19 protein-coding genes are annotated in these 23,143 nt (G+C 40.4%); 6 read left to right on the top strand and 13 right to left on the bottom strand.

Annotated elements, in window-relative coordinates; translation table 11 throughout:
- Positions 1–401 precede the first annotated feature (401 nt).
- The gene (locus tag ACXAFE_RS14785; protein WP_475153847.1) at positions 402–3,212 is read left to right on the top strand and encodes a bifunctional aconitate hydratase 2/2-methylisocitrate dehydratase; all 2,811 of its coding nucleotides are present in this window, start codon (positions 402–404) and stop codon (positions 3,210–3,212) included.
- Positions 3,213–3,314: 102 nt separating this feature from the next.
- Here ACXAFE_RS14785 and ACXAFE_RS14790 read toward each other — a convergent pair whose 3' ends face one another.
- Positions 3,315–3,782, bottom strand: coding sequence for a nuclear transport factor 2-like protein (locus ACXAFE_RS14790; RefSeq protein WP_475153851.1), 468 nt, complete (start codon positions 3,780–3,782; stop codon positions 3,315–3,317).
- A 543-nt stretch (positions 3,783–4,325) separates the two neighbouring features.
- Positions 4,326–4,799, bottom strand: a complete 474-nt coding sequence (locus ACXAFE_RS14795) for an NYN domain-containing protein (protein ID WP_475153854.1) — start codon at positions 4,797–4,799, stop codon at positions 4,326–4,328.
- A 101-nt stretch (positions 4,800–4,900) separates the two neighbouring features.
- Here ACXAFE_RS14795 and dbpA point away from each other — a divergent pair, with 101 nt between their 5' ends.
- Positions 4,901–6,301, top strand: a complete 1,401-nt coding sequence (gene dbpA, locus ACXAFE_RS14800; protein ID WP_475153856.1) for an ATP-dependent RNA helicase DbpA — start codon at positions 4,901–4,903, stop codon at positions 6,299–6,301.
- 121 nt (positions 6,302–6,422) lie between these two features.
- Here dbpA and ACXAFE_RS14805 read toward each other — a convergent pair whose 3' ends face one another.
- The 5 genes from ACXAFE_RS14805 to ACXAFE_RS14825 form a co-directional block, all read right to left on the bottom strand.
- A complete protein-coding gene (locus ACXAFE_RS14805) occupies positions 6,423–7,349 on the bottom strand; it encodes a hypothetical protein (protein ID WP_475153861.1) in 927 nt (308 codons plus the stop codon).
- 19 nt (positions 7,350–7,368) lie between these two features.
- Positions 7,369–7,680, bottom strand: coding sequence for a hypothetical protein (locus ACXAFE_RS14810; RefSeq protein WP_475153863.1), 312 nt, complete (start codon positions 7,678–7,680; stop codon positions 7,369–7,371).
- Positions 7,681–8,047: 367 nt separating this feature from the next.
- Positions 8,048–8,779 carry a substrate-binding periplasmic protein gene (locus tag ACXAFE_RS14815; RefSeq protein ID WP_475153869.1) on the bottom strand — a complete coding sequence of 244 codons (732 nt, stop codon included), beginning with the start codon at positions 8,777–8,779 and terminating at the stop codon, positions 8,048–8,050.
- Positions 8,780–9,067: 288 nt separating this feature from the next.
- Positions 9,068–9,223 carry a DUF2986 domain-containing protein gene (locus tag ACXAFE_RS14820; protein WP_475153871.1) on the bottom strand — a complete coding sequence of 52 codons (156 nt, stop codon included), beginning with the start codon at positions 9,221–9,223 and terminating at the stop codon, positions 9,068–9,070.
- Positions 9,224–9,285: 62 nt separating this feature from the next.
- Positions 9,286–10,176 (bottom strand): endonuclease/exonuclease/phosphatase family protein, encoded by an 891-nt coding sequence (locus ACXAFE_RS14825; protein WP_475153873.1) that lies wholly within the window; start codon positions 10,174–10,176, stop codon positions 9,286–9,288.
- A 334-nt stretch (positions 10,177–10,510) separates the two neighbouring features.
- Here ACXAFE_RS14825 and yegD point away from each other — a divergent pair, with 334 nt between their 5' ends.
- Entirely contained in the window at positions 10,511–11,875 is a 1,365-nt protein-coding gene (gene yegD / locus ACXAFE_RS14830; RefSeq protein ID WP_475153877.1) for a molecular chaperone, read from the top strand.
- Positions 11,876–12,100: 225 nt separating this feature from the next.
- On the top strand, positions 12,101–12,436 hold the full coding sequence (locus tag ACXAFE_RS14835; RefSeq protein WP_475153882.1) for a hypothetical protein: 336 nt from the start codon (positions 12,101–12,103) through the stop codon (positions 12,434–12,436).
- Here the strand turns inward: ACXAFE_RS14835 and ACXAFE_RS14840 are convergent, their stop codons facing one another.
- Entirely contained in the window at positions 12,437–13,126 is a 690-nt protein-coding gene (locus ACXAFE_RS14840; protein WP_475153888.1) for a pirin family protein, read from the bottom strand.
- A gap of 113 nt (positions 13,127–13,239) precedes the next feature.
- Between ACXAFE_RS14840 and ACXAFE_RS14845 the strand changes: the two genes are divergently transcribed.
- A complete protein-coding gene (locus ACXAFE_RS14845) occupies positions 13,240–14,136 on the top strand; it encodes a LysR family transcriptional regulator (RefSeq protein ID WP_475153890.1) in 897 nt (298 codons plus the stop codon).
- Positions 14,137–14,170: 34 nt separating this feature from the next.
- Here the strand turns inward: ACXAFE_RS14845 and nhaD are convergent, their stop codons facing one another.
- The 5 genes from nhaD to ACXAFE_RS14870 form a co-directional block, all read right to left on the bottom strand.
- Entirely contained in the window at positions 14,171–15,583 is a 1,413-nt protein-coding gene (nhaD, locus tag ACXAFE_RS14850) for a sodium:proton antiporter NhaD (protein ID WP_475157743.1), read from the bottom strand.
- A gap of 369 nt (positions 15,584–15,952) precedes the next feature.
- A complete protein-coding gene (locus ACXAFE_RS14855) occupies positions 15,953–18,049 on the bottom strand; it encodes a M13 family metallopeptidase (RefSeq protein WP_475153893.1) in 2,097 nt (698 codons plus the stop codon).
- A gap of 147 nt (positions 18,050–18,196) precedes the next feature.
- A complete protein-coding gene (locus tag ACXAFE_RS14860) occupies positions 18,197–19,882 on the bottom strand; it encodes a sensor domain-containing diguanylate cyclase (RefSeq protein ID WP_475153895.1) in 1,686 nt (561 codons plus the stop codon).
- An 82-nt stretch (positions 19,883–19,964) separates the two neighbouring features.
- A complete protein-coding gene (locus ACXAFE_RS14865) occupies positions 19,965–21,041 on the bottom strand; it encodes an MBL fold metallo-hydrolase (protein ID WP_475153898.1) in 1,077 nt (358 codons plus the stop codon).
- 14 nt (positions 21,042–21,055) lie between these two features.
- A complete protein-coding gene (locus tag ACXAFE_RS14870; protein WP_475153900.1) occupies positions 21,056–21,592 on the bottom strand; it encodes a hypothetical protein in 537 nt (178 codons plus the stop codon).
- Positions 21,593–21,794: 202 nt separating this feature from the next.
- On the opposite strand from ACXAFE_RS14870, the gene ACXAFE_RS14875 reads away from it, so the two are divergent.
- Positions 21,795–23,033, top strand: a complete 1,239-nt coding sequence (locus ACXAFE_RS14875; protein ID WP_475153902.1) for a DEAD/DEAH box helicase — start codon at positions 21,795–21,797, stop codon at positions 23,031–23,033.
- The last annotated feature ends 110 nt before the right edge of the window (positions 23,034–23,143 follow it).

Genomic DNA, 23,143 nt, shown 5'->3' on the forward strand with positions numbered 1-23,143 from the left:
AACGCTCTGAAGCGTTTAAATATTAACCTAAATTATGTTTTTTCTTCCTACTATAATTTTCATTTATAATGGGTATTATTTGGCTAAATCCTGCTTGTAATATCCTCGTGTTATAATGCCAGAAAATGAATATCTAAAGTGAAGCCGACAGATAAAACGGACTATTGCGTAATCCCATTAACGTGCTTTAATTGGTTGCAAAGTGGTTAGGTTTTTGTTTGGTAATAATAACTATTATCAATGAGTTATTGACGACTTCACGATTATGACCAGTAAGGTTATCAATTAGTATTAATTTACTGAGTTTTTCATGTTTTTTAGACTCGACAGTTTAGTGAGTGAACAAAAATCATGTAAAATACTTAGTTCATATCTTTTCAAAAACACGTCGAGAGTTTTTTATGAGTTTGTACACAGAATACATGGAAGAAATTGAGGTTCGTAAAAAAGACCTTGGTTTAAGCCCAAAGCCAATTGATAGTGCAGAGCTACTATCTGAAATCATCGCTCAAATTAAAGATACAACAAATGAGCACCGTGAAGATTCATTAAAATTCTTCATCTACAACACGCTTCCTGGTACTACACCAGCGGCAGGCGTTAAAGCGCAATTCTTAAAAGAAATCATTCTTGGTGAAGAAGGTGTTGCTGAAATTTCAGCTGATTTTGCGTTTGAACTACTTTCACACATGAAAGGTGGTCCTTCAATCGCAGTATTACTTGATCTTGCACTAGGTAATGATGAAGCAGTTGCAAAACAAGCTGCTGATGTACTTAAAACACAAGTATTCCTATACGATGCAGATACAACGCGTTTACAAGATGCGTTCAAAGCAGGCAACGCAGTTGCTAAAGAAATCTTAGAAAGTTATGCAAATGCTGAATTCTTCACAAAACTTCCTAACATTCCAGAGAAGATTGAAGTTGTAACTTACATTGCAGGTGAAGGTGATATCTCAACTGACTTACTTTCTCCAGGTAACCAAGCGCACTCGCGTGCTGACCGTGAACTTCACGGCCAATGTATGATTACACCTGAAGCACAACAAGAAATCGTTGCGCTTAAAGAAAAGCACCCTAACGCGAAAGTAATGCTTATCGCAGAAAAAGGTACTATGGGTGTTGGTTCTTCACGCATGTCTGGTGTGAACAACGTAGCACTTTGGGCAGGTGAGCAAGCGAGCCCATACGTTCCATTTATTAATATTGCACCTGTAGTTGCGGGTACAAACGGTATTGCGCCTATCTTCCTTACTACGGTTGATGTAACTGGTGGTATCGGTCTTGACCTTAAAAACTGGGTTAAGAAAGTAGACGCTGACGGTAAAACAGTGACTGATGAAAATGGCGACCCAGTACTAGAAGAAGCTTACTCAGTTGCAACGGGTACTGTGTTAACGATTGATACACAAGCGAAGAAACTATACAACGGTGACAAAGAGCTTGTAGATGTGTCATCTGCATTCACTCCACAGAAAGTAGAATTTATGCGCGCAGGTGGTTCTTACGCGGTTGTATTCGGTAAGAAACTACAAACGTTAGCCGCTGAAACGTTAGGTGTTGATGCGCCAGCAGTTTACGCACCTTCAAAAGAAATCTCACACGAAGGCCAAGGTCTTACTGCTGTTGAGAAAATCTTTAACCGTAATGCGGTAGGTGTTCAATCTGAAACGCCACTTCACGCTGGTTCAAACGTACGTGTTAAAGTTAACATCGTAGGTTCGCAAGATACTACTGGTCCTATGACATGTCAGGAACTTGAAGCTATGGCTGCTTCAACGATTTCACCACTTGTAGATGGTGCTTATCAGTCTGGTTGTCACACAGCATCAGTTTGGGATGCAAAAGCGCAAGCAAACATTCCTAAACTAATGGCGTTCATGAACAAGTTTGGCCTTATCACTGCACGTGATCCTAAAGGCATTTACCACTCAATGACTGACGTAATCCACAAAGTATTAAACGATATTACAGTGGACGACCGTGCAATCATCATCGGTGGTGACTCACACACGCGTATGTCTAAAGGTGTAGCATTCGGTGCCGACTCAGGCACTGTAGCACTTGCTTTAGCAACAGGTGAATCGGCAATGCCAATTCCTGATTCAGTTAAAGTAACGTTTAAAGGCAAAATGGCTAAGCACATGGACTTCCGTGACGTGGTACACGCAACGCAAGCACAAATGCTTAAGCAATTTGGCGGTGAGAACGTGTTCCAAGGTCGTATTATCGAAGTTCACATTGGTACGCTAATGGCTGACCAAGCGTTCACGTTTACTGACTGGACTGCAGAAATGAAAGCGAAAGCGTCAATCTGTATTTCAAACGACGAAACACTTATCAAGTCAATTGAACTTGCTAAGAGCCGTATCCAGATCATGATCAACAAGGGTATGGAAAACGAAGCGAAGACGCTTCAAGGTCTTATCGACTTAGCTGACGAGCGTATAGCAGGTATTAAGTCTGGTGAGCAACCAGCACTTGCACCTGATGATAACGCTAAGTACTACGCAGAAGTTGTGGTTAACCTTGACGAAATCGTTGAGCCAATGATCGCTGACCCAGACGTAAACAACGATGACGTGTCTAAGCGTTACACGCACGATGTTATTCGTCCAGTTTCTTTCTACGATGGCAAACCAGTTGACCTTGGTTTCGTTGGTTCGTGTATGGTTCACAAAGGTGACATGCAGATCATCGCGCAAATGCTACGTAACCTAGAAAAGCAAAACGGTTCAATCGAATTTAAAGCGCCACTAGTTGTTGCGCCACCAACATACAACATTGTTGATGAGCTTAAAGCAGAAGGTGATTGGGAAGTACTTGCTAAGTACGCAGGTTTTGAGTTTGACGATGCAAATCCGAAAACAGCTGCACGTACTAAGTACGAAAACATCCTATACCTAGAACGCCCAGGCTGTAACCTATGTATGGGTAACCAAGAAAAAGCAGAACCAGGTGACACTGTAATCGCAACATCAACACGTCTTTTCCAAGGCCGTGTTGTAGCTGATACATCAGAGAAGAAAGGTGAATCGCTACTTGGTTCAACACCATTAGTAGTACTTTCAACTATTCTTGGTCGTTTCCCAACTATGGCTGAATACTCAGCAGCAGTTGAAGGCATTGACCTAACAGCGTTTACACCGCTTGAAGAAGAACTAACGACTAAGTTTGGTTCTGAGAAAGCAGTACCAGTTAAAGTGGTTTAATAAACCGATTTAACGAAAAAGCGCGGTAAGTTCTACTTACCGCGCTTTTTTATTATCTAACGAATCATTTAAGTATTCATATTACTGCTCTGATGCGAACCGTTATTCGTGGTATTTGCGAATAACCGCAACTTTGCCATCTTCGATTTCGAGTACTTCCATCATCACATTAGAATATGCAAGAGGCTGCTTATTTTGCGGGTGAATGCCTTTGGCACTTGAGGTGTAGCGAATTGCCACAGCCGAGTTATTAAAAGCAAATACATTCAGTAGTTTTGAATTGTATTCTGTATGTGCACCTAGATAAAACGTCATGCCTTTACGCATCGCTTCTTTGCCATCGGGCAGTCTCGCATCATCGGTTACATAAGGTAAATGTGTATGACCTATATCATCTGTTAAAAAGGCTAAGTAATTTTCTAACTCTTTTGACGTTGCGTTTGGTGCTTGAGTTGCAACCATTGCATTGTAGTAGTCTGTGGCGAATGCTGTAAGGTCAATTTGTTTTGTGTCTGCAAGCACCTTAGGTATTGTTAAAAATGATAATAAGCAAATAATAATTAAGCGCATTTTAGTTCCTGTTGATTTGGTTAATACCTAATCTAGCGACTAACTATTTTATTGCCAAGGAAAATAAAGAGTTAGAATTGTTTTGTTACATTAATTGCAAACCAAAATAACTTACCCAATAGCAAATAATAACTGTAGATGAATGTATAAATGCTCGGATAATGAAAGGAAATTTGCTCACATCCATACTCAATTTATGCGATGCTATAACGGCTAAACTCATTACAAAAAACCAAGGTGTGCAAACAAAAAACATTTCTTGTTTGATTACGCTTACCGCTAGATCGTGAACTAGTCCACTGATACTAAATGTTAAAATTAGCGCGAGAGAGTGCGGCAAAAACTGTGTTAATGGTTTTTGAATTTTCGTGGCTAAGTAATAGCCCCAAATTGGGTTCCAATAAAGCCAAAACTGCGAAAAGTTGTTAGTACCAAGGGCATTCTTAAGTATGTTTGTAAGCGAGCCTGATGCACCAAGCGGTACACCATTTCTTCGTTTTACATATTGTCTCAGGGATAATTTTCTAGGCATTACTACCCAACTTAAAGTAATAACCCATTAGTAATGGGTTGAAAACGACTGGCACTGTAAATGAGTGATTGCGCGGTGAGTTTTTCAACGCCATATACCCAAGTTTCAATACCATGTTTAGATGCGACTTTTTGCAGTAATAAATCAAAATCCCCATCACCAGAGAGTAAACACACCACATCAACATTAGCCGCATGCTCCAACACATCAATTGTAATACCCACATCCCAATCGCCTTTTGCAGAGCCATCAGCGCGTTGGATAAAGGGTTTGAGTTTTACGTCAAAGCCAATGTGCTTAAGTGCTTTTTGAAATTTATGCTGTTGGTCGTCTTGGCGCGCGATTGCGTATGCATTGGCGAGTGCAATCTCCCCTTGATTAGATAATTGTTGCCATAACTCGCGGTAATTAAATTGGCGTTGATAGGCTTGACGTGTGGTGTAGTAGATATTTTGAATATCTACAAAGAGCGCGATTTTTTTCAAAGTGATTAGTTCATTTAATTGTTTGTGACACTATAGCAAGCAAAGTTTGCGACTAACAGTGATGGCATGCTGTGATATACTTCTCTTTTTGCAATATTTGAGTGTTAGCTTTGTCTTTAACTTCTTGTTTTTCAACTACGGCGTTATCGTCCGCGCTTTTAGAGAACTTAACCAGTTTAGGTTATACCACAATGACCGATATTCAGGCGCAAACCTTGCCGCTTATTCTTGCGGGCAAAGATGTGATTGGGCAGGGAAAAACAGGTTCGGGTAAAACGGCTGCGTTTTCACTTGGCTTGTTGCATAACTTAAATGTGCAACGTTTTCGCGTGCAAGCAGTGGTTGTGTGCCCAACACGTGAACTTGCCGATCAAGTGGCGGTAGAAATAAGAAAACTCGCGCGTACTATTCACAATATTAAAGTGCTTGCGTTATGTGGTGGCGCACCGATGGGGCCGCAGATCGGCTCACTCGAACATGGCGCCCACATCGTTGTAGGTACGCCAGGTCGTATTGAAGAACATTTACGAAAAGGGCGTTTAAACCTAGACGAAGTAAATACCTTTGTGCTTGATGAAGCTGACCGTATGCTTGAAATGGGCTTTGAAGAGTCGCTTAATTGCATTATTGAACACCTACCAACAGCAAGACAAAATTTACTATTTAGTGCGACTTATCCGGCTAAAATTGAGCAGTTAGCACAGCATGTAATGGTTAATCCTGAAAAAATCGTGGTAGAGGCAACACATGATCACAGTTCAATTAGCCAATATTTTTATGAAGTTGAAAATAATGACGCACGTTTAGATGCGGTTAATCGCCTATTACTTAAGTTTCAGCCAAAATCTGCGGTGGTGTTTTGTAATACAAAAAATGAATGTCAAAGTGTGTGCGATGACCTAAGCCAATTTGGCTTTGATAGTGCTGCATTACATGGTGATTTAGAACAAAAAGATCGCGACCGCACTTTAGTGCGCTTTGCTAACAAGAGTTTAACCATTTTGGTTGCAACCGATGTTGCGGCCCGCGGTATTGATGTTGATCATGTTGATATGGTGGTGAATTACCACATTGCTCACGACCCTGAGGTGCATGTTCACCGCATTGGCCGTACAGGCCGTGCGGGTAATAAAGGTATTGCCTGTTCGCTTATGAGTTATAAAGAATCTCATAAAGTGAATGCGTTAGAAGACTATTTAAAGATTGAAGCCACGCCAACTGATTTGCCAGGCGATGAGGTATTTGCAAACGCGATTGAGCGCGCGCCAAATATTACGCTGCAAATCGATGGTGGTAAAAAAGCAAAACTTCGTCCGGGCGATATTCTGGGGGCGCTTACATCGAACAGTGCAATTACCGGTGAACACATTGGTAAAATCAAAGTAACGGCGATGACATCGTATGTCGCGGTAACACGAAAAATTGCCAATGCGGCTGTAAAAACCATTAGCGAAGGCAAAATGAAAGGCCGTAACTTTAGAGTACGCAAAGTCACTAAGTAGTCCGACTTAATTTGTTATAAAGATGTGTGATGATGTCACACATCTTTAAATAACGAGCAACTTTTAAGGATTGTTTTCGTTAACCTATCTAATGGCTTAGAGTTTGACTTAAAAAAAACCGCTAATGATAGAGCGAACCGTTTTTATAAATATCCGTTGACCACTGCTCGAGCAGTTCACTCGCTTTATCATGTTCTTCAGCAGTGAGCTTATCGTACTGTCTGTTAACGAACCAAGAGAAGCGATTATAAATTTCGTCATTGTTGGTAAACTGGGTGATCAATTGGTTTAGAGCAAATGACTTAACATGACCAAGTTTCCCTGCTTTTTGTGAATGATGCAGATTCGACAATTGAATTAATGCATCAATACTGCCTTTTTTACCCGCTTGCTCTAACAATGCTAGTTTTTGTGTCGTAAATGCATTGCGCGTTGCAATATAGTCATCGCGCGATAATGACGCATAGCCTTGCGTTTGCATGTAAAGTTTTTCGCTTACGCGACCTAATGTTTCCTGCGCAGGCACAAACCCTTGAGTTGCTGCAGTTTCTAAGTAGGTGTAAAAGGCGTTTAAATTTTCTGGCTCAAGCCCCTGGCAATAGGTAAACTGTTCTCGCACTCGCTCAATTGCCACGGTGCTGTCTGTAAATTGGTAGGCTTGCTCAAGCTTCTCTTCAAACATTTGCTCATTTAACGGTGCGAATAAACAGTAACGAAAATTACGGGCAAGAAGATAACTCGCTTCAGCGTCCCCGGATTTTGCACGTAACTTTAATGCGCTTAACTGGCTCTTTATGCCATCTTCAAAACGCCATTGTGGTTTGGTTATTTCAATTAAATGGCCTTGATTTGTGCGCTGTGATTGTGTTGATAAGGTGCTAACAATAGGCTGAGGTTCGGTGATTGTTTCATGTTCATCGCGCTTGCTGCTATGCTGCGTTTTAAGTGAGGTACTTGTTATTTCAGGCGTTGTGTTATCTGCGTATAAAATCAAAGTAAGCGCAGTCACAACGCACAGACAAATTGCGATATAAGTAAATGCTTTCATAGTCACCAATTAGGACGCGCTAGGATTTTTTGCATTTAATGGTTGTTGGCGCAACAGAACGATTGTTTATGTTATTTTGATGTGATTGATATTTAGTCCAACCAAGTGGGCATTGTGTCGCATCAAGTTCAACAATAGTATTTTTTGGCAGCAAACTTGATTGTTTGCTTAATGTTTCAATCACTTTTTCTAATTTAACAATTTTTCGTTCTAAACAACGCGTTTGTTCTTTAGCGCTGAGTTTTACAGAGCAGTCTTCTGCACTTGCATTCATCGAGTATGTAACAAAAAACAGATTGATTACTAAGAGGGGAGTCAGTTTAAGTCTCATTTTAATGTCCTTTTATTGTGATACTGTTAATTTTTTAATTTCGCGCATGTGCTAAGCCCTGCTCAAATCCGATTACAAATGGTTCGATAGCAAAACCAATTAATAAACATAATGAAGCAGTTAACATCATATTGCGGTTATTTTTCTTGTACCCAATGCTAAAGAGCACAGCAAACATAACGAGTGTGAAAATTTCAACGTATTGCAAGGTCAAACCCTTTTGAAGTTAAAATAATATGCTTTATGGGCATTCTATATAATTGATATACTTATCAAATTTAAAGGCGCTTTACTATAAACTCATCACAATAAGTGTTAACAAATGTGTATTGCCGTGAAGGGGGATTGCTGTTGCGGTAAGTTGCAATTATAAGCCGTGTTTTTGATTGTACGCTTTTAATGCATTTCTAACTTTCTCTACTAATGCTTTATCTGTTTTATTACTAAACGCTAAGCATCCTTCGGCGTCACTGGCCTTGGTTACCTCAATCAGCTTTTCGATTTCGGACTCTGTATGATTAAAATGACGCAGATTCTCTGACATTTCCCACTCCGTTTGTAATACCAAGTCGACACGTCCTGCAAAAAACTTTCGTGCGCCTGCGTAAGGATCGCTCGTTACATCGAGGTTAACGCCATTTTGGAATCCGTTTGCCAGTAAATACTCATGATCAGATTCGCCCTTTTCGATGGATGTAACATAGCGCTTGGCGTGTTCAAGTGTGGTTATATTTATTTCTTTGCGCTTCGCTAACTTGTAAAAATTAACTTTAACTGGACCAATAAGCGGACAAACCCATTGAAACAAGTTCTCGCGCTCTTTTGTTTTGAGAATGGTATAAATAAGGGTGTTTTCGTCGTTAGCGGTTAAAATCATAGAACGCGCCCAAGGGTAAGACGTAATTTGGTACTCAATATCAATACTGTCGAGAATAGCTTTGACGCGCTCAGTCGCGCGACCAACCACTTCACCGTGCTCATTTGTATAATTATATGGTCGCCACTCTTCGGTAACCACATTGAGCTTTGCACTTGCCGCTGTAAACAGCGAAAACGTGCAAAGTATTAAACAAACATTACAAATAGCTATTCGATACAAACTGGTACCCACTCCATGCGTTATGTGTTTATTAACCTACTTTTCGGTTAAAAACGGTTTTACATTCAATTATATAACAATTAAATGTTTTTAGTGTTTGGCATAATTTAACTATTATTCTCATTATTAATATATAACGTAGTTAAATCTAAATAAACCGACAAAATACTTATTTAATGTATGATTACTTTGTATCGATATTCGGCGCGCCTAACGTAATAATCCTTAGGTAAATAAATTTATGTGCCTGCTGTTTATAAAGCCAAGCATAAACCGTTTTTTTACTTTTTAGTCTTCTGACTGATCGTTGTCAGGTGCTGATTGCGCCTGCTTTTCACGCTCTGCTTTCGAGATGTATTTTGGCTTATTATTTTTATTCAGCTTTTCATTTGCTTTCTTGTCTTTCTTTTTCAGCTTTTCATAAATTTTTTTGCGGCGGTTCATAGTGTTCTCACTTAATAAATAGCCGCGGAGTTTAGCATAGTCTGCCATATCTCAACGTATTTTTATTGCTTTGGTAATACAATGTTATATTTCAACATGGCATGGTCGCTACCCGGGATATATTGGGTGGTTAATGTATCGAGTAATAGTGAGTCACTTAATAAGCAGTGGTCAATCGTAAGTCCAAAAATCGAATATAACGGTTGCGGTAATTTAACAGGCGACCAAGATGCATAGTGCCCGGATAATTGATAGCAAGAGTTGAAACGTTCAACACGCGTAAAGTGTTGTGACAACGGTCCGGTATTAAAATCTCCTAATACTAATGTGTGCTTGATGTCATGGGGTTGGTTTAATAGGTTTGTTAAGTACAACAACATCATATTGCGTTTATGCCACAATTTTTGATTACGCGGCGAGGGTGGGTGTAGCGCAAATACACGTAACTTTTCATGTTTTATGGCTAAATGCAGTTCGACAATAACACCACGTACGCTGTTTTCAAAAACTGAGTGAGTGATACGTTGCAAAATTGGGAATTTAGTAATGACACCGATACCATCTGGAAACCCTTCAATTTCGGCAGAGCCATAATCAAAGCTATCTCCACGCAGGGCGATAAAGCGCACGCGGTCGGTATCGTTCACTTCAAATAGTGCTGTTATATCGCTACCTTCATTGCCAAGTATGTTGTAAACGCCTTCAATCTCAGCATTGTAATAATTAATGTTTAGTTGGCTAACCGAAATGCTAGGGTCGCTGTAGTAATTAAATGAAAGAGTGATTGGTAGATTAATTAAAAGAGTGGTGAATGTAATAACAGCGATACTAGTTGCTAATTTTGGCTTGATAAAAATAAGTATCAAAGATAATCCAAAGCTCAGCATCAACAGATGTGGAATAAAACTTGTCACTAAATCAAGCCAATAATAAGTGGCTGAAAGCGACGACATTGCAACTAGCGCCAATGTGAAGGCAACGCTGATAATTATAAGCAGTAAATATTTAACCATAATCGCGTAAGGATAAGCAGCTCAACTCTTTTAGTAACTTAACTAATAGTATAGTAAGCATTTTCAACTTGTTATTTACCGTATAATCGCGTTTTAAGTGATACGTTCATTATTTAAATGTATTAATAAATAAGCACATATTAAAAATTAACGTCTTATTTTACTGCTTTAGCGCGATTTTGTTTTGGATGATACACAATCGATTTTTAAAACCATGGTACTTGCTAACGCTCTGTGCTAATCTGCGCGACCTTTTTTTGCTTAGGAGTGTGCGATGATTGTTGGTTTTGATTATGGTAGTTCAAATTGCGCTATGGGTGTTTTAGAGCAGGGTGTTCCTAAGCTTGTACCGCTAGAGAATGGTAAACCGTATTTACCATCAACTTTATATGCACAGCACAACAGTTTAATTGTTGACTATGTTGCTAAAAAATTAGCTAAGGGCGAACTGGCTGACGCGTACGTTAGTCAACGAAAAGGACTGTTGGCTGGTATTCCTGCAATTCGCAGCGATCTTGATTTAGCAAATAATGAAAGTGGAATTTACATTGGGCGAGAAGCCATCGATGAGTATATAGAATTCCCTGAAGAAGGCTTTTACGTTAAATCGCCTAAATCATTCTTTGGTGCAACCGGATTAAAACCAGAGCAAATTGCATTTTTTGAAGACATTGCTACAGCCATGATTATGGCAATCAAAATCCGTGCTGAAAAGCATTTACGACATAGTTTATCGCATACCGTAATTGGCCGCCCAGTTAACTTTCAAGCCGTTGGCGGAGAAGAAAGCAATCAACAAGCGATTAGTATATTAACCAAAGCAGCACAGCGAGCAGGGTTTAAACACGTAGAATTCTTGTATGAGCCTCTGGCTGCTGGCATCGACTTTGAAACGTCTCTCACTGAAAATACTAAAGTGTTGGTGGTTGATATTGGCGGTGGTACGTCGGATTGCTCATTCGTGCAAATGGGTCCATCGTTTCGCGAAAACCATGACCGCAGCAACGACTTTCTTTCGCATACAGGTAAACGTATCGGCGGAAACGATTTAGATATTGCGCTGAGTTTTCATAAATTGATGCCGCAATTTGGTTTAAGAACACAAATGAAATCGGGTTTACCTATGCCACACCCACTTTATTGGCAGGCGTGTAAAATCAACGATATTCATTTGCAAAGTGAGTTTTATAGCGATACAAATCATCGCGAATTAACGCGTTTATTACGTGATGTAGAGCAGCCAAATTTACTTTCGCGTTTAATTAAAGTGCTTGAGAATAAACAATCTCACCAAGTCGTTAGGCAAGGGGAGTTGGCGAAGATTGGTTTATCGGAACAGAGCACGCATCATGCAGATCTTTCGTTTGTTGAATCTGATCTAATGCAGTTAATTGAACATCATGATTTGAGCGATGCGATTAATGACAGTTTAAAGCAAATGGCAAATCTTGCGAACGACGCAATTTGTGCAGCCGGTACCCGACCAGATGTGATTTACCTAACTGGCGGTAGTGCACAATCGCCATTATTAAAACAGGCATTACAGCAGGCTTTGGGTGATATCCCAATGTTAAATGGTGACAACTTTGGTAGTGTAACTGCTGGTTTAACGAAGTGGGCGAATAAAATCTTTAAATAACCCGGTTTTAAAAAGGTTAATCAGCTTAACATTAGCGTTGCATAAGGATTTGTTGCGCTAATGCAAAAGCGACACAACACGGCGTACTTATAAACACAATAACGCATTACGTTTTAAGTAACGTATTTCCTTGAAATTGGGTACACCCTTTGCTTATATTAAACTATTGCAAATGGAGTCGCGCAATATTAAGCCGGTTGCTACCTAACTTATCAAGGATGACTTATGAATACGTCAGCACAAACCAATACTTCACACTCGTTAGTTAACCCCACCTTTCAACGTAAGCTCGATTGGGTAATGGTGTCGTTATTAACGGTTTTGATTATCGCAAATGCGTATCTTGCCCATTACGCCACAATAAACCATGGCGCATTTGATGTTCCCAGCAAGCAAATTGCATTTATTCTTGGTACCACATTTGGTTTACCGTTTGTGGCAGTAGCAGCGACCTTGCTTTTTCCTTCAATGAGAATGGTTTCAACGCAAATTAAAGTGTTAACACTTACATCGGCAATTGTGTTTGTGTCAAATGTGCCGCTACTGGCATTGGCATTTTAATTAACCAACGTGACTAATTACTACAAACTCACTTGGTGTTTGTGCGCTAAAGGTCGCGTGTTTAGTACGTACTAGCGTGCCATCAGTTGCTATTATTTGTCGCTCTGTGGTTTCAACATCAAGGTTACCCTTATACACATATGCTACTGTTTCTGTGTCAACACGGTAGATTTCGCCAGCGGCGAGTTTAACGATGTAAATATGGGTTTTACTATCAAACGTAGTGTTTTGATTTTTATCACCACCGTAAATATGGGTAATCCCATGTTTATTTGTTTGATAGTATTTATACGCAGCGGGTTCGCCGAATGTTTCTGGCAACGCCCATAATTGCAATAAGCGATTGGTTGACGAATTTGGGTTTATTTCATTGTGTGAAAATCCTTCACCACCAGCGCGCTGTACTTGCGCATCACCCGCTTGCAAACTTTTACCGTGCTCTAAAGAACCTTCGTGGGTAACTTGCCCATCAAGCATGATAGTGATGACGTCTATCTCTTTATGGGGGTGCATTGTGGTTTCACCAAATGGGTTAAATTTGGCATCAGCCAAATAAACAAATTGACCCAACCCTTCGAATGTTAACGGCGATTTACGTGATCCGAATAATCGACTATCCGTGACAAAACGGTGCTCAACTAAACCAGCAAAACCACCAAGTGGTAATTCATTACGTGTTAATACTTGCATGGTATTTCCTATTCACTTTCTGCTTTGATAGATACATAGTAGAGTGAAATTATTGTTTTAAAAATACCTATTTGTGATTAAGATAAATTCATTTATAACAACAATAAAAATCAATGCATAACTTAAATGACATGATGGTGTTTCTTGCTGTGGTAGAAAGCGGTAGCTTTACTGCGGCAGCACAAAGGTTAGCAATGCCAAAAGCTAACGTCAGTCGGAAAATAGCAAAACTAGAGTCAACGCTAGGTATTACCTTACTTGAAAGAACGACGCGTTCGCAAAAATTAACAGAAGCCGGCAAGCACTACATAGCGCACTGCAAACGTATTTATGAAGAAGCTGTGCTTGCCAATGCGGTGGTTGATAATGCACTCAATATGGTTTCAGGCGAAATAAAACTTGGCGCATCTGTGTCGATTGGTCAAGAGATTTTAAAGCCCAAGATCACTGAATTTTTATCTCAATATCCCGAGCTTTCATTGCAACTTAATTTAACTAATCAACGCGTCGATTTAGTTGAAGGTGGATTTGATATGTTAGTTCGAATTGGCAAGCTTGATGATTCAAACCTAATAGCTAAAAAGCTGGGCTGCGCTACTCGAGGATTATACGCAAGTGCAAAATACTTAAACGCGTTAGCAACTAAACCCGATATTAAATCTCTAGACTCATTAAGTTGGCTCGTAATGAGCAGCAGTATTAGCGTGTCGGGCATTACACTATTAAACCAACGTCAGTCACAGGAAATTAGTTTTTCGCCCAAACTGGTTGTTGATGACTTTAGTGTAATTAAGCAAGCGTGTATTGATGGGCTAGGTATAACCGCCTTACCCAATTATATGTGTCAAGATGATGTAACCTCTGGGCGTTTGGTTAAGGTATTACCTAATTGGCAATTGACGCCGTCAGATATGTACGCGATTTATCCTAGAAACCGTATAAACTTACCAAAAATAAAAATATTACTGCAGTTTTTAGAAAGTGTGTTTAGTGAGAAGCTAGCGTGTTAATAAAAAGGGAAGCATTTGCTTCCCTTAATGTGTGTTAGGTGTAAATGGTAAATAACTCAGAGTTAACCCATAAATGCACCAAAATACTTGCGGCATAACCAAGTGCAATCACTGGTACCCATTTTAAATGACCAAAGAAGGTATAGTAACCACGAGCTTGACCCATTAATGCCACACCTGCCGCAGAACCAATTGATAACAAACTACCGCCAACGCCTGCTGTAAGCGTAATTAATAACCACTGACCATGTGATAATTCAGGCGACATGGCAAGTACCGCAAACATCACTGGAATGTTATCGATAACCGCAGAAATCATCCCCAGTAATACGTTTGCCGTGGTTGCTGACATGCCACCGTATAGCGCTTCAGACATTAATGTTAAATAGCCCAAGAAGCCAAGGCCGCCTACACACACTACGATCCCATAAAAGAACAATAAGGTATCCCACTCTGCGCGTGATACTTTAGCAAATACATCAAACGGTACTACGCTACCCAGTGATTTTAAGCGTCTTTCATCGCCTTTACTTTCAGCAAGCGCTTTTTTACGGGCAAGAGAGCCTGGTAATGTCATACGTAGGAAATAACCAAAGAATTGTAAATAACCTAGACCCATCATCATGCCAAGTACTGGTGGTAAGTGAAGTAGGCTATGACACAATACAGCGGTGGTTACGGTAAGTAAAAATAGGCATAAGATGCGGATTGCACCGCGCTTTAGTTCAACATCTACCTGTGCAGCAGCTGGCTGTTTACGCTCAACAAAGAAGCTCATAATCGCAGCTGGTACAAGATAATTTACTACCGACGGTAAGAATAACGCAAAGAATTCAAGGAATTCGACTTTGCCTGCTTGCCACACCATAAGTGTTGTAATATCGCCAAATGGACTAAATGCGCCACCCGCATTAGCTGCAATAACAATGTTAATACAGCACAAATTAATAAACTTCTTGTCGCCTTCAGCCACTTTCATTACCACAGCACACATGAGTAGTGCGGTGGTTAAGTTGTCTGCGATTGGTGAGATAAAGAATGATAACCAACCAGTTAACCAAAACAGCACTGGATAACTAAAGCCTTTACGGATCATCCACGCGCGCAATGCATCAAATACTCGACGTTCTTCAAGCGCATTAATGTAGGTCATGGCAACTAATAGGAACAACATTAACTCGGCAAATTCTAGCAAGTTGTGTCTAAACGCTGCTTCAGTGATCCCTGGCAAGTCATTATTCACATAATAACTACCAATTAAAATCCAAATTAAACCTGCGGCAACCAGTACCGGCTTGGACTTGCGCATATGTAACTTTTCTTCAAGCATAACAAATGCGTATGCTAAAACGAAAATCGCGATACAGATGTAGCCCAGTGTGCTCGCAGTTAAATCAAGAGGAGAGCCGACCGTGGAGGCGGCCATTGAAGTCGGAGTAAACAGCATAAAGCTGAATAACAGTAGACACAAAAACAGCTTGTTATTCATGAGTGAAGCCTTGTATTAAAATTGCAGCGTTTGTTAAAAAGCGCGCGAACATTAACACAAATATTTAACAAGTTGCATAGTACAGAGGTCTAAGTGGCTAAAATATTGACAAATTGCGGAAATAGATCAAAAGAATGTGTGATTTATGACTGTCACGCTAAGTTGACGAACGCTTAATGTTAAGTGATTACGCTATATACAAAAATAAAGGTAATAAAGGCGGTTTAGAATAAAGATAAATAACAGTATCCAGCCATTTTTAAATTAATATGTGTTGTTAACAAAAAAAGCCCGGTTTAAACCGGGCTCTTATACGTTCTTTTTTGATTACCAGATGCGAACACGCTCTTCTGGTTTAAGGTAAAGTGCATCACCTTCTTTTACGTCAAACGCTTTGTACCATGCATCATGGTTACGTGGCGCAAGTGCACGGAAACGACCAGGTGCGTGAGTACCCGCGCGTAATTGGTTTAGCATGCTTTGCTCAGTGCGTTTTTCTTTCCACACTTGTGCCCACGCTAAGAAGAAACGCTGATCGCCTGTTAAGCCATCAATTACTTCGGCTTCTTTACCGTTAAGGCTTAATTTATACGCGTGATAAGCCATTGCAAGGCCGCCCACATCACCGATGTTTTCACCTAAGCTGTTACGACCGTTTACAAAGTTATCTGGAATTGGTTCGTACTTGCTGTACTGCTCAGCTAATTTGTCTGCTTTTGCTTCAAAGGCAGAACGGTCTGAATCAGTCCACCAGTTACGTTGAATACCATTTGCGTCAGATTTCGAACCCTGATCATCAAAACCGTGACCCATTTCGTGACCAATTACCGCACCAATCGCACCATAGTTAACGGCTGCGTCCGCGTTTGGATCAAAGAAAGGCGGCTGTAAGATAGCTGCTGGGAATACAATCTCATTAAACGAGCTGTTGTAGTATGCGTTCACGCGCTGTGGTGTCATGCCCCAACGGTTACGATCTGTTTTCTCAAGCTCTTTTGCGGCACTTTCTGCACGGAAGAATTGACGCGTGTTACGCACATTGCCCATTAAATCATCTTTTGCGATTTTCAGGCCGTCGAACTCCTGCCATACATCTGGGTAACCAATTTTAGGGTTAAACGCAGCAAGTTTTGCTTTTGCGTTTACTTTTGTTTCTGCGCCCATCCAATCTAAACCATCGATACGCTCACCAAGTGCGGTGCGAAGGTTTTCTACAAGCTCAGCCATTTGTGCTTTTGATGACTCAGGGAAGTAACGTTTTACGTATACTTTACCAATTGCAAAGCCCATTGATTCAGTGCCAGACATTGCACCAATTGCACGCTTCCAACGTGGACGCGGCTCTTGTTGACCACTTAATTCTTTACCGAAGAATTCGAAGTTATTTGCATAGATTTCTTCAGAAAGTAGGCTTGCGTTACCACGGATTGCATGAAACGTTAGGTAATCTTTCCAAACGTTAATGTCTTCACCGTTAATCAGTGAAATCATGGCTTTGATTGGTTCTGGTTGAGCCATATTTAGCTGCGGTACTTTATAACCTGTTTGCTCAAAATACAGATCCCAGTTAAAACCAGGGTATTCTTTTGCAAGGTCAGTACGCTTAATTTGGTTTAATGTTAAATCGCGATTACGACGCTTTTCACGTGGCCAATGGCCCTCGGCAATTTTAGTTTCAAGCGCTAAAATTGCTTTTGCGCGCTCTTCGGTGTTATCAACGCCGGCAAATTTAAGTGCACTTGCAATGTGCGTAACGTATGCGTCACGTGTTTTAGCAAAACGCTCGCTGTCTTCAAGGTAATATGAACGATCTGGTAAACCTAAACCGCCAGCGCCCATCGACATTTCATATTGATTCGGGTCTAAACGGTTAAACCACATGCCACCGCCAATCGGTGATGACACACTTGTTAGCCATGCATTACCAAAGATACGCGTTAAGTCATCCGTGTTTTTAACTGAACCAATTTCATCAAGTAAACCTTGGATTGGCGTAATGCCTTTTTTGTTGATTGTTTCAACATCCATATATGCATTGTAGAAATCAGCAATCATTTGCTCTTCTGCGTTTAGGTCTTTACGACTTGTAATATCGTCGATGATTTCTTTAACTTGTTTTTCACTGCGTTCAGCAAGTGCAGTAAACGCACCAAAGCGCGTTTTATCCGCTGGCATTACATAGTTGTCGTACCATGTACCACTTGCGTACATAAAGAAGTCGTCACCTGGTTTCACGTCTAAATTGCGTGCAGTCAGGTCGACACCAAAGCTGCCTAGCTCTGCTTTAGTTTGTGCTGTTGTTTCTGTGGCTACAGGTGCTTTCGCTTGTTGTTCTTTTTCTACTTTAGCGGTATCAGCTTGCTGGTCTCCACAACCACCAAGAAACGCAGTTGCAAGTGCAACCGCAAGAATTGATTTTTTCATTAAGATTTCCCTTAGCGTTAAATATTTCTATTTTGCGTTAAAAACTGCAAAACTTAGCTTGTTTTTAACGAAAATACGTCAAGATAGCAAATAGAACACGTTTAACAACGCGCTGTTTTGTAAATAAATATGTTTATACTGCTTAAGTTATTGTGTTTGCAAAGATAATCTAGGTTCGTTTAGCGTGCTAAAAGGCATCACTAGGTTTCGTCCATTTTCTTTTGCTCGGTAAAGAGCTTTGTCAGCATTAATAATGCTTGGTTTAAGTAACGACTCAATTTCACACACACCAAAGCTCGCCGTTATTGATAAGGCATCATGGGCATGCGAGCTAATGGTGGTGTTTTCGATTTGCTTGCGTACTTTATCAATTAAGGCAAATGCTTGGTTTTCGCTGTGATTTGGCAGGGCAATGATAAATTCTTCGCCGCCAAGCCGCGCGACGATGGCATTATCGGGCGTGAATTTTTGCAATATATCGGCAAAGACAACGAGTACTTCATCACCGACTTGGTGTCCGTATTTGTCGTTAAACTTCTTAAAAAAGTCAATATCAGCGATGGCAATACTAACAGGACAGGTTTGCTTATCGTCAGATAATAACGCTTCGGTTGCTTGGTCAAAGTAACGGCGATTGTAAAGCTGTGTTAGCGGGTCGGTGTTAGCCTGCACTTGAAGCGCAGCTTGTTGTTTCTCAATACGCTCTAACACTCTAATCCGGTACGAAATAATAAACGCTAACACAAAGGACTCGAGCATAATGCCAATGCCGACACCGTGGCTTGTTACATAGGTGTTTGGTAATAGACCTTTGTAATAGCCGATGGCTAATAGGTTAAAGGTAAAAAACAAGCCGTGGCCAAATAAGAAGTATTTTGCCAACGGATTTCCTTTTTTTAAAATTGAGAGGCTGACACTTAACGTCACCACAATCATTATTGCGGCTAGTGTGCTTGCTGGTTTTAATGCTGCAATAATATCAAATACGCCAAACACTAAATCAGATACCAGTAGCAGTAAAACAAACATAAGTGCTTTGTGCTCAGTCGGGTAAAGGCGTTTGGTTTCAAAAATACTGATCATAAATAGGATCAGAAAGCTTGGCATGGTATGTAGCGAAAGGTGCAGATGCATCATGGCTTTGCCATAAATGCCAAATAAGCTTGCTAAAAAACCATAGGAAAGGGCAATCCACGTTGTACCCGAGACTAAATACAGCGCATAGAAAATGTTTTCTTTTTTACGTGACGATACAAACAATATGACGTTGTAAAACATCAGCGCCAACAGCATGCCAACCATGATGGCAATATCATGATTTTCGCTCACAAGAGCATGTTTTGATTGGGTTTCATCGTATAGCGCAAGCGTAAACCATTGGTGTGAGAATACATCACTTTTTAAGTAAACCTGATACCGCTCATTAGGTGAAAGTATTAAAGGAAACACTGCGGTTCCACCATATAACATTTCATGGGCTTGATTGTTTTCTAGGTCAATAGAATGGCGTATTTGTGTGTTGCTATCTCTAATTAGATAAAGGGTTAACTGCTGGGTGTGGTAAGCCTCTGGCACATGCAAAAACAGTTGCTTTTCTGAGGCTGATGAATTGTGCAAAGTAAATCGAACCCAAGTTGTTTTTGCATTTGTACCGAGGGTAAGCCGGTTGGTTGCTCTGGAAAACGGCGCATTTTGTATATCAGCGATACTTTGCGTACGAGATCCATCAATATAAAAGTGTGTATCAAATTGCGTTAATGCAATTTGATCTTGGTTTACTGTAATTTGGGCATTTGCTGAAAAACTTAAAAATAGTAGTAAAAATACCAACATGGCAGCTAAAGGCATCTTTTTTTTGGTATTTATAGCCTTAAAGAAACCATAAAACTAACACACTTTATTACATCAGTTAGTGCTACAAAGAGAGTGTTTCGCCTTCATTCATAATGTAAAATTGACTGTCTGTTTCAATGATTTTTAAAGTGTGTAACAGCCTAAAAAGAGCGGAGTGAGAACTGTGGTCGCCCATTTGCCAGCTGGCATTGCCATAACCCCAAGGTATGGTCACTTTGCAGTTAAGGTCGTTTGCCGCCGCTATAGCGTCCTCAGGTCGTGTATGTACATAGCGATACCAAGCCTCGTGCTCTTGGTGGAAATAAGAGGCAATTGGTAGTAAACATACATCAATATCACCATATTGACGCTGAATATCTTTAAAATGATCTGAATAACCTGTGTCGCCGGCAAAAAATAAAGTGTTGCCGTTTTCTTCTAATACCCAACCGCCCCAAAGCGCCTGATTATCGTCATTGTATAAAAAGGGTACCCAAATTCGACTATTAAAATGATGGGCTGGCACAAAGTGGGTTTTGGTTTGCCCAACGAGATGCGTTGTAAACCAATCCATTTCGTGAATGGTGTAGAGGTCGTCGTCAAAGTGATTGGCAAAGTTTAGCGGCACTAAATATTTAGGTTTATTACCAATTAACGCAATATCGTGCTTATTAAAATGATCATAATGTAAGTGGGAATACAACACCGCATCGATATCGCTTAGGTTTTGCACTTTGCTTTTGGGCGATTGACGCTCAAAGCCATTTGCCATCTGAAACGCCCAATTCACTGGCCAATCAAATTCACCAAATACCGGATCAAACAAAAATCGCTTGCCGGATGGCGTTGTAACTTCAAAGCTTGCATGACCAAGCCAATGAATTTTATAGCCTGAGTTTGTCTTTAGTTTTGGGTTTTTACCAATGTATTGGCATTGCTCCATATCACTTTCGCAGTGGATATCGTCAGTAGGGGGGTAGCAATTTTCTTCACAGCTGTAGGGATATGTTTTATTACCGGGGTAACGATTAATATAGCGACCTTGCTTTAGGCTAGCACCTTCTGCGTTTAGGTTATTTGTTGTTGTGATTTTATTTGATGCGCAACCAACAAGCAGCGAAATCGTAGCGCAGAGCGCTAACTTATACCTTGGTTTCATTAATATTTTTATAGTTATGTAAATGAATTATCTCGGGCGAAGTGTAATGGCAATTTACGGCATCTGTAAAGCAGCCAGCACACTGTGGCAGTCGCTAACGTAAATACTATGGCTTGAAGTGCACCAATTACAAAACTAAGGCTTAAAGCAAAACCAAAAACACATTCTGCACGATATGATTTTACGACACAGGCAATTACCGTGATGCCAACAATTAAAGCCGCGGTGTATAACTCCATTGCCCAATAGTAACTGCCAGCAAGCGTAGCACCGTAGTTAAATGAAAATACAAATCCAATTAGTGCGTAGGTGGTTGCTTTACCACGATTAACAGTCGTGCTTTGCAGGCGTTTTCGCATTAAAAGTAAACAACACAATGAAAAGATAGGCATGACAACCAGTGAAAACCAAGATGGCACATCAAGTAGGTAAGGCGCATCCAATACACCAATAAATACAATCTCAGGATTGAAGTAATGCCAGCATAAAACAGCAGCTTGTAACAATGCTACCAACGCAGTAACGCACCATAGAAATTTATTTTTTATCATAGGAATTCTCGTTTGGTGTTTTTATTAACTATGGCAACAATTAAGCCAAAACGAAAGTTATTGAAAATCAGTAGCTTAAATTTTTGGTGATATGTATATGTTTATTGTTTTGTTAGATTTTAGGCAAATAGGCCAGTGAGTTAGCCTTTTTCACAACGATTAATGGTATAATTTTACGCATGTGTTTTTCACTTGTAACCTCATGTCATTTTCAGCATTTAACCTAAACTCTCATTTATCCGAAACCTTAACGCGATTGGATTATCACACGGCAACACCTATTCAATCATTGGCTATTCCAGAAATTATGGCCGGCCACGATATCATTGCGCACGCGCAAACAGGAACAGGTAAAACGGCAGCGTTTATGTTACCCATTATCGATAAGCTGTTATCAAAACAGGCACTTTCAAATACGGTAAGTGCCTTAATCTTAGTGCCAACACGAGAGCTTGCGCAACAAGTTGCAAAAGCGAGTACTCAGTACAGCGAAAACAGTGGGTTAAGTGTGGCGTGCCTGTATGGTGGTGCAAATATTGGCCCACAAGAAAAACAACTTAAACAAGGCGCGCAAATTGTTGTAGCAACGCCAGGCCGTTTGCTCGATCATTTGATTAAAGGCACGCTTTCGCTGTCAGATTTAGCGTATTTAGTATTCGATGAAGCCGATCGCATGCTGGATATGGGTTTTATGGGTGAAATAAAACGTATTATGCGTCATGTGCCACAAATACGACAAACCATGCTGTTTTCAGCCACGGTTGATGAGCAAGTACTCAATAATGTATCGCAATGGCTAAATGAACCAAAACGCATCGGGGTAGATGCGCCCAACACGGCGGCAACCAAAGTTGAGCAATTATTTTATGCTGTTGACGATGAACGAAAACGCGAGTTAATCGCTTACACCATAGGTAAAAACAACTGGCACCAAGTATTGGTTTTTACGCGTACCAAACATTATGCCGATGAACTTGCGAAAGAACTTAATAAAGACGGCTTACCAACAACGGCGATTCATGGTGACAAATCTCAAGGAGCGCGAAATAAAGCGCTTGAGCAGTTTCGCGCCGGCGAGTTACGTGTTTTAGTGGCGACCGATGTCGCGGCGCGTGGCATCGATATTCCGAGTTTGGATTATGTGATTAATGCTGAGTTGCCGTATATCGCGGAGGATTACGTACACCGTATTGGCAGAACCGGACGTGCAGGGAAAGCAGGAACTGCAATTTCACTGGTTAGCCTAGACGAAAATTGGTTATTGGAAGAAATTGAAGTATTACTGGATGAACGTTTAACCCCACAATGGTTAACGGGATTTGAGCCGGATTTAACCCGAGAGCCAAAAGACAATAGAAAAAATACCGCAAAATCTCGCAAACAGCGAGATAAAAAGCGTATTTTAGGTCAACGTAGTAATCGTCGCCGTAAAAAAAATTAACTGTGCACTTGATAGTTTCTAATGTTATTGGTCGTTAATAACAACAGATAATTTATCCAAAAGCGCGTTTTACGCGCTTTTTTGATTTTTCTTTGTTAATCCCTTGGTAT

The sequence above is a fragment of the Pseudoalteromonas sp. ABV4_021 genome, assembly GCF_056159365.1.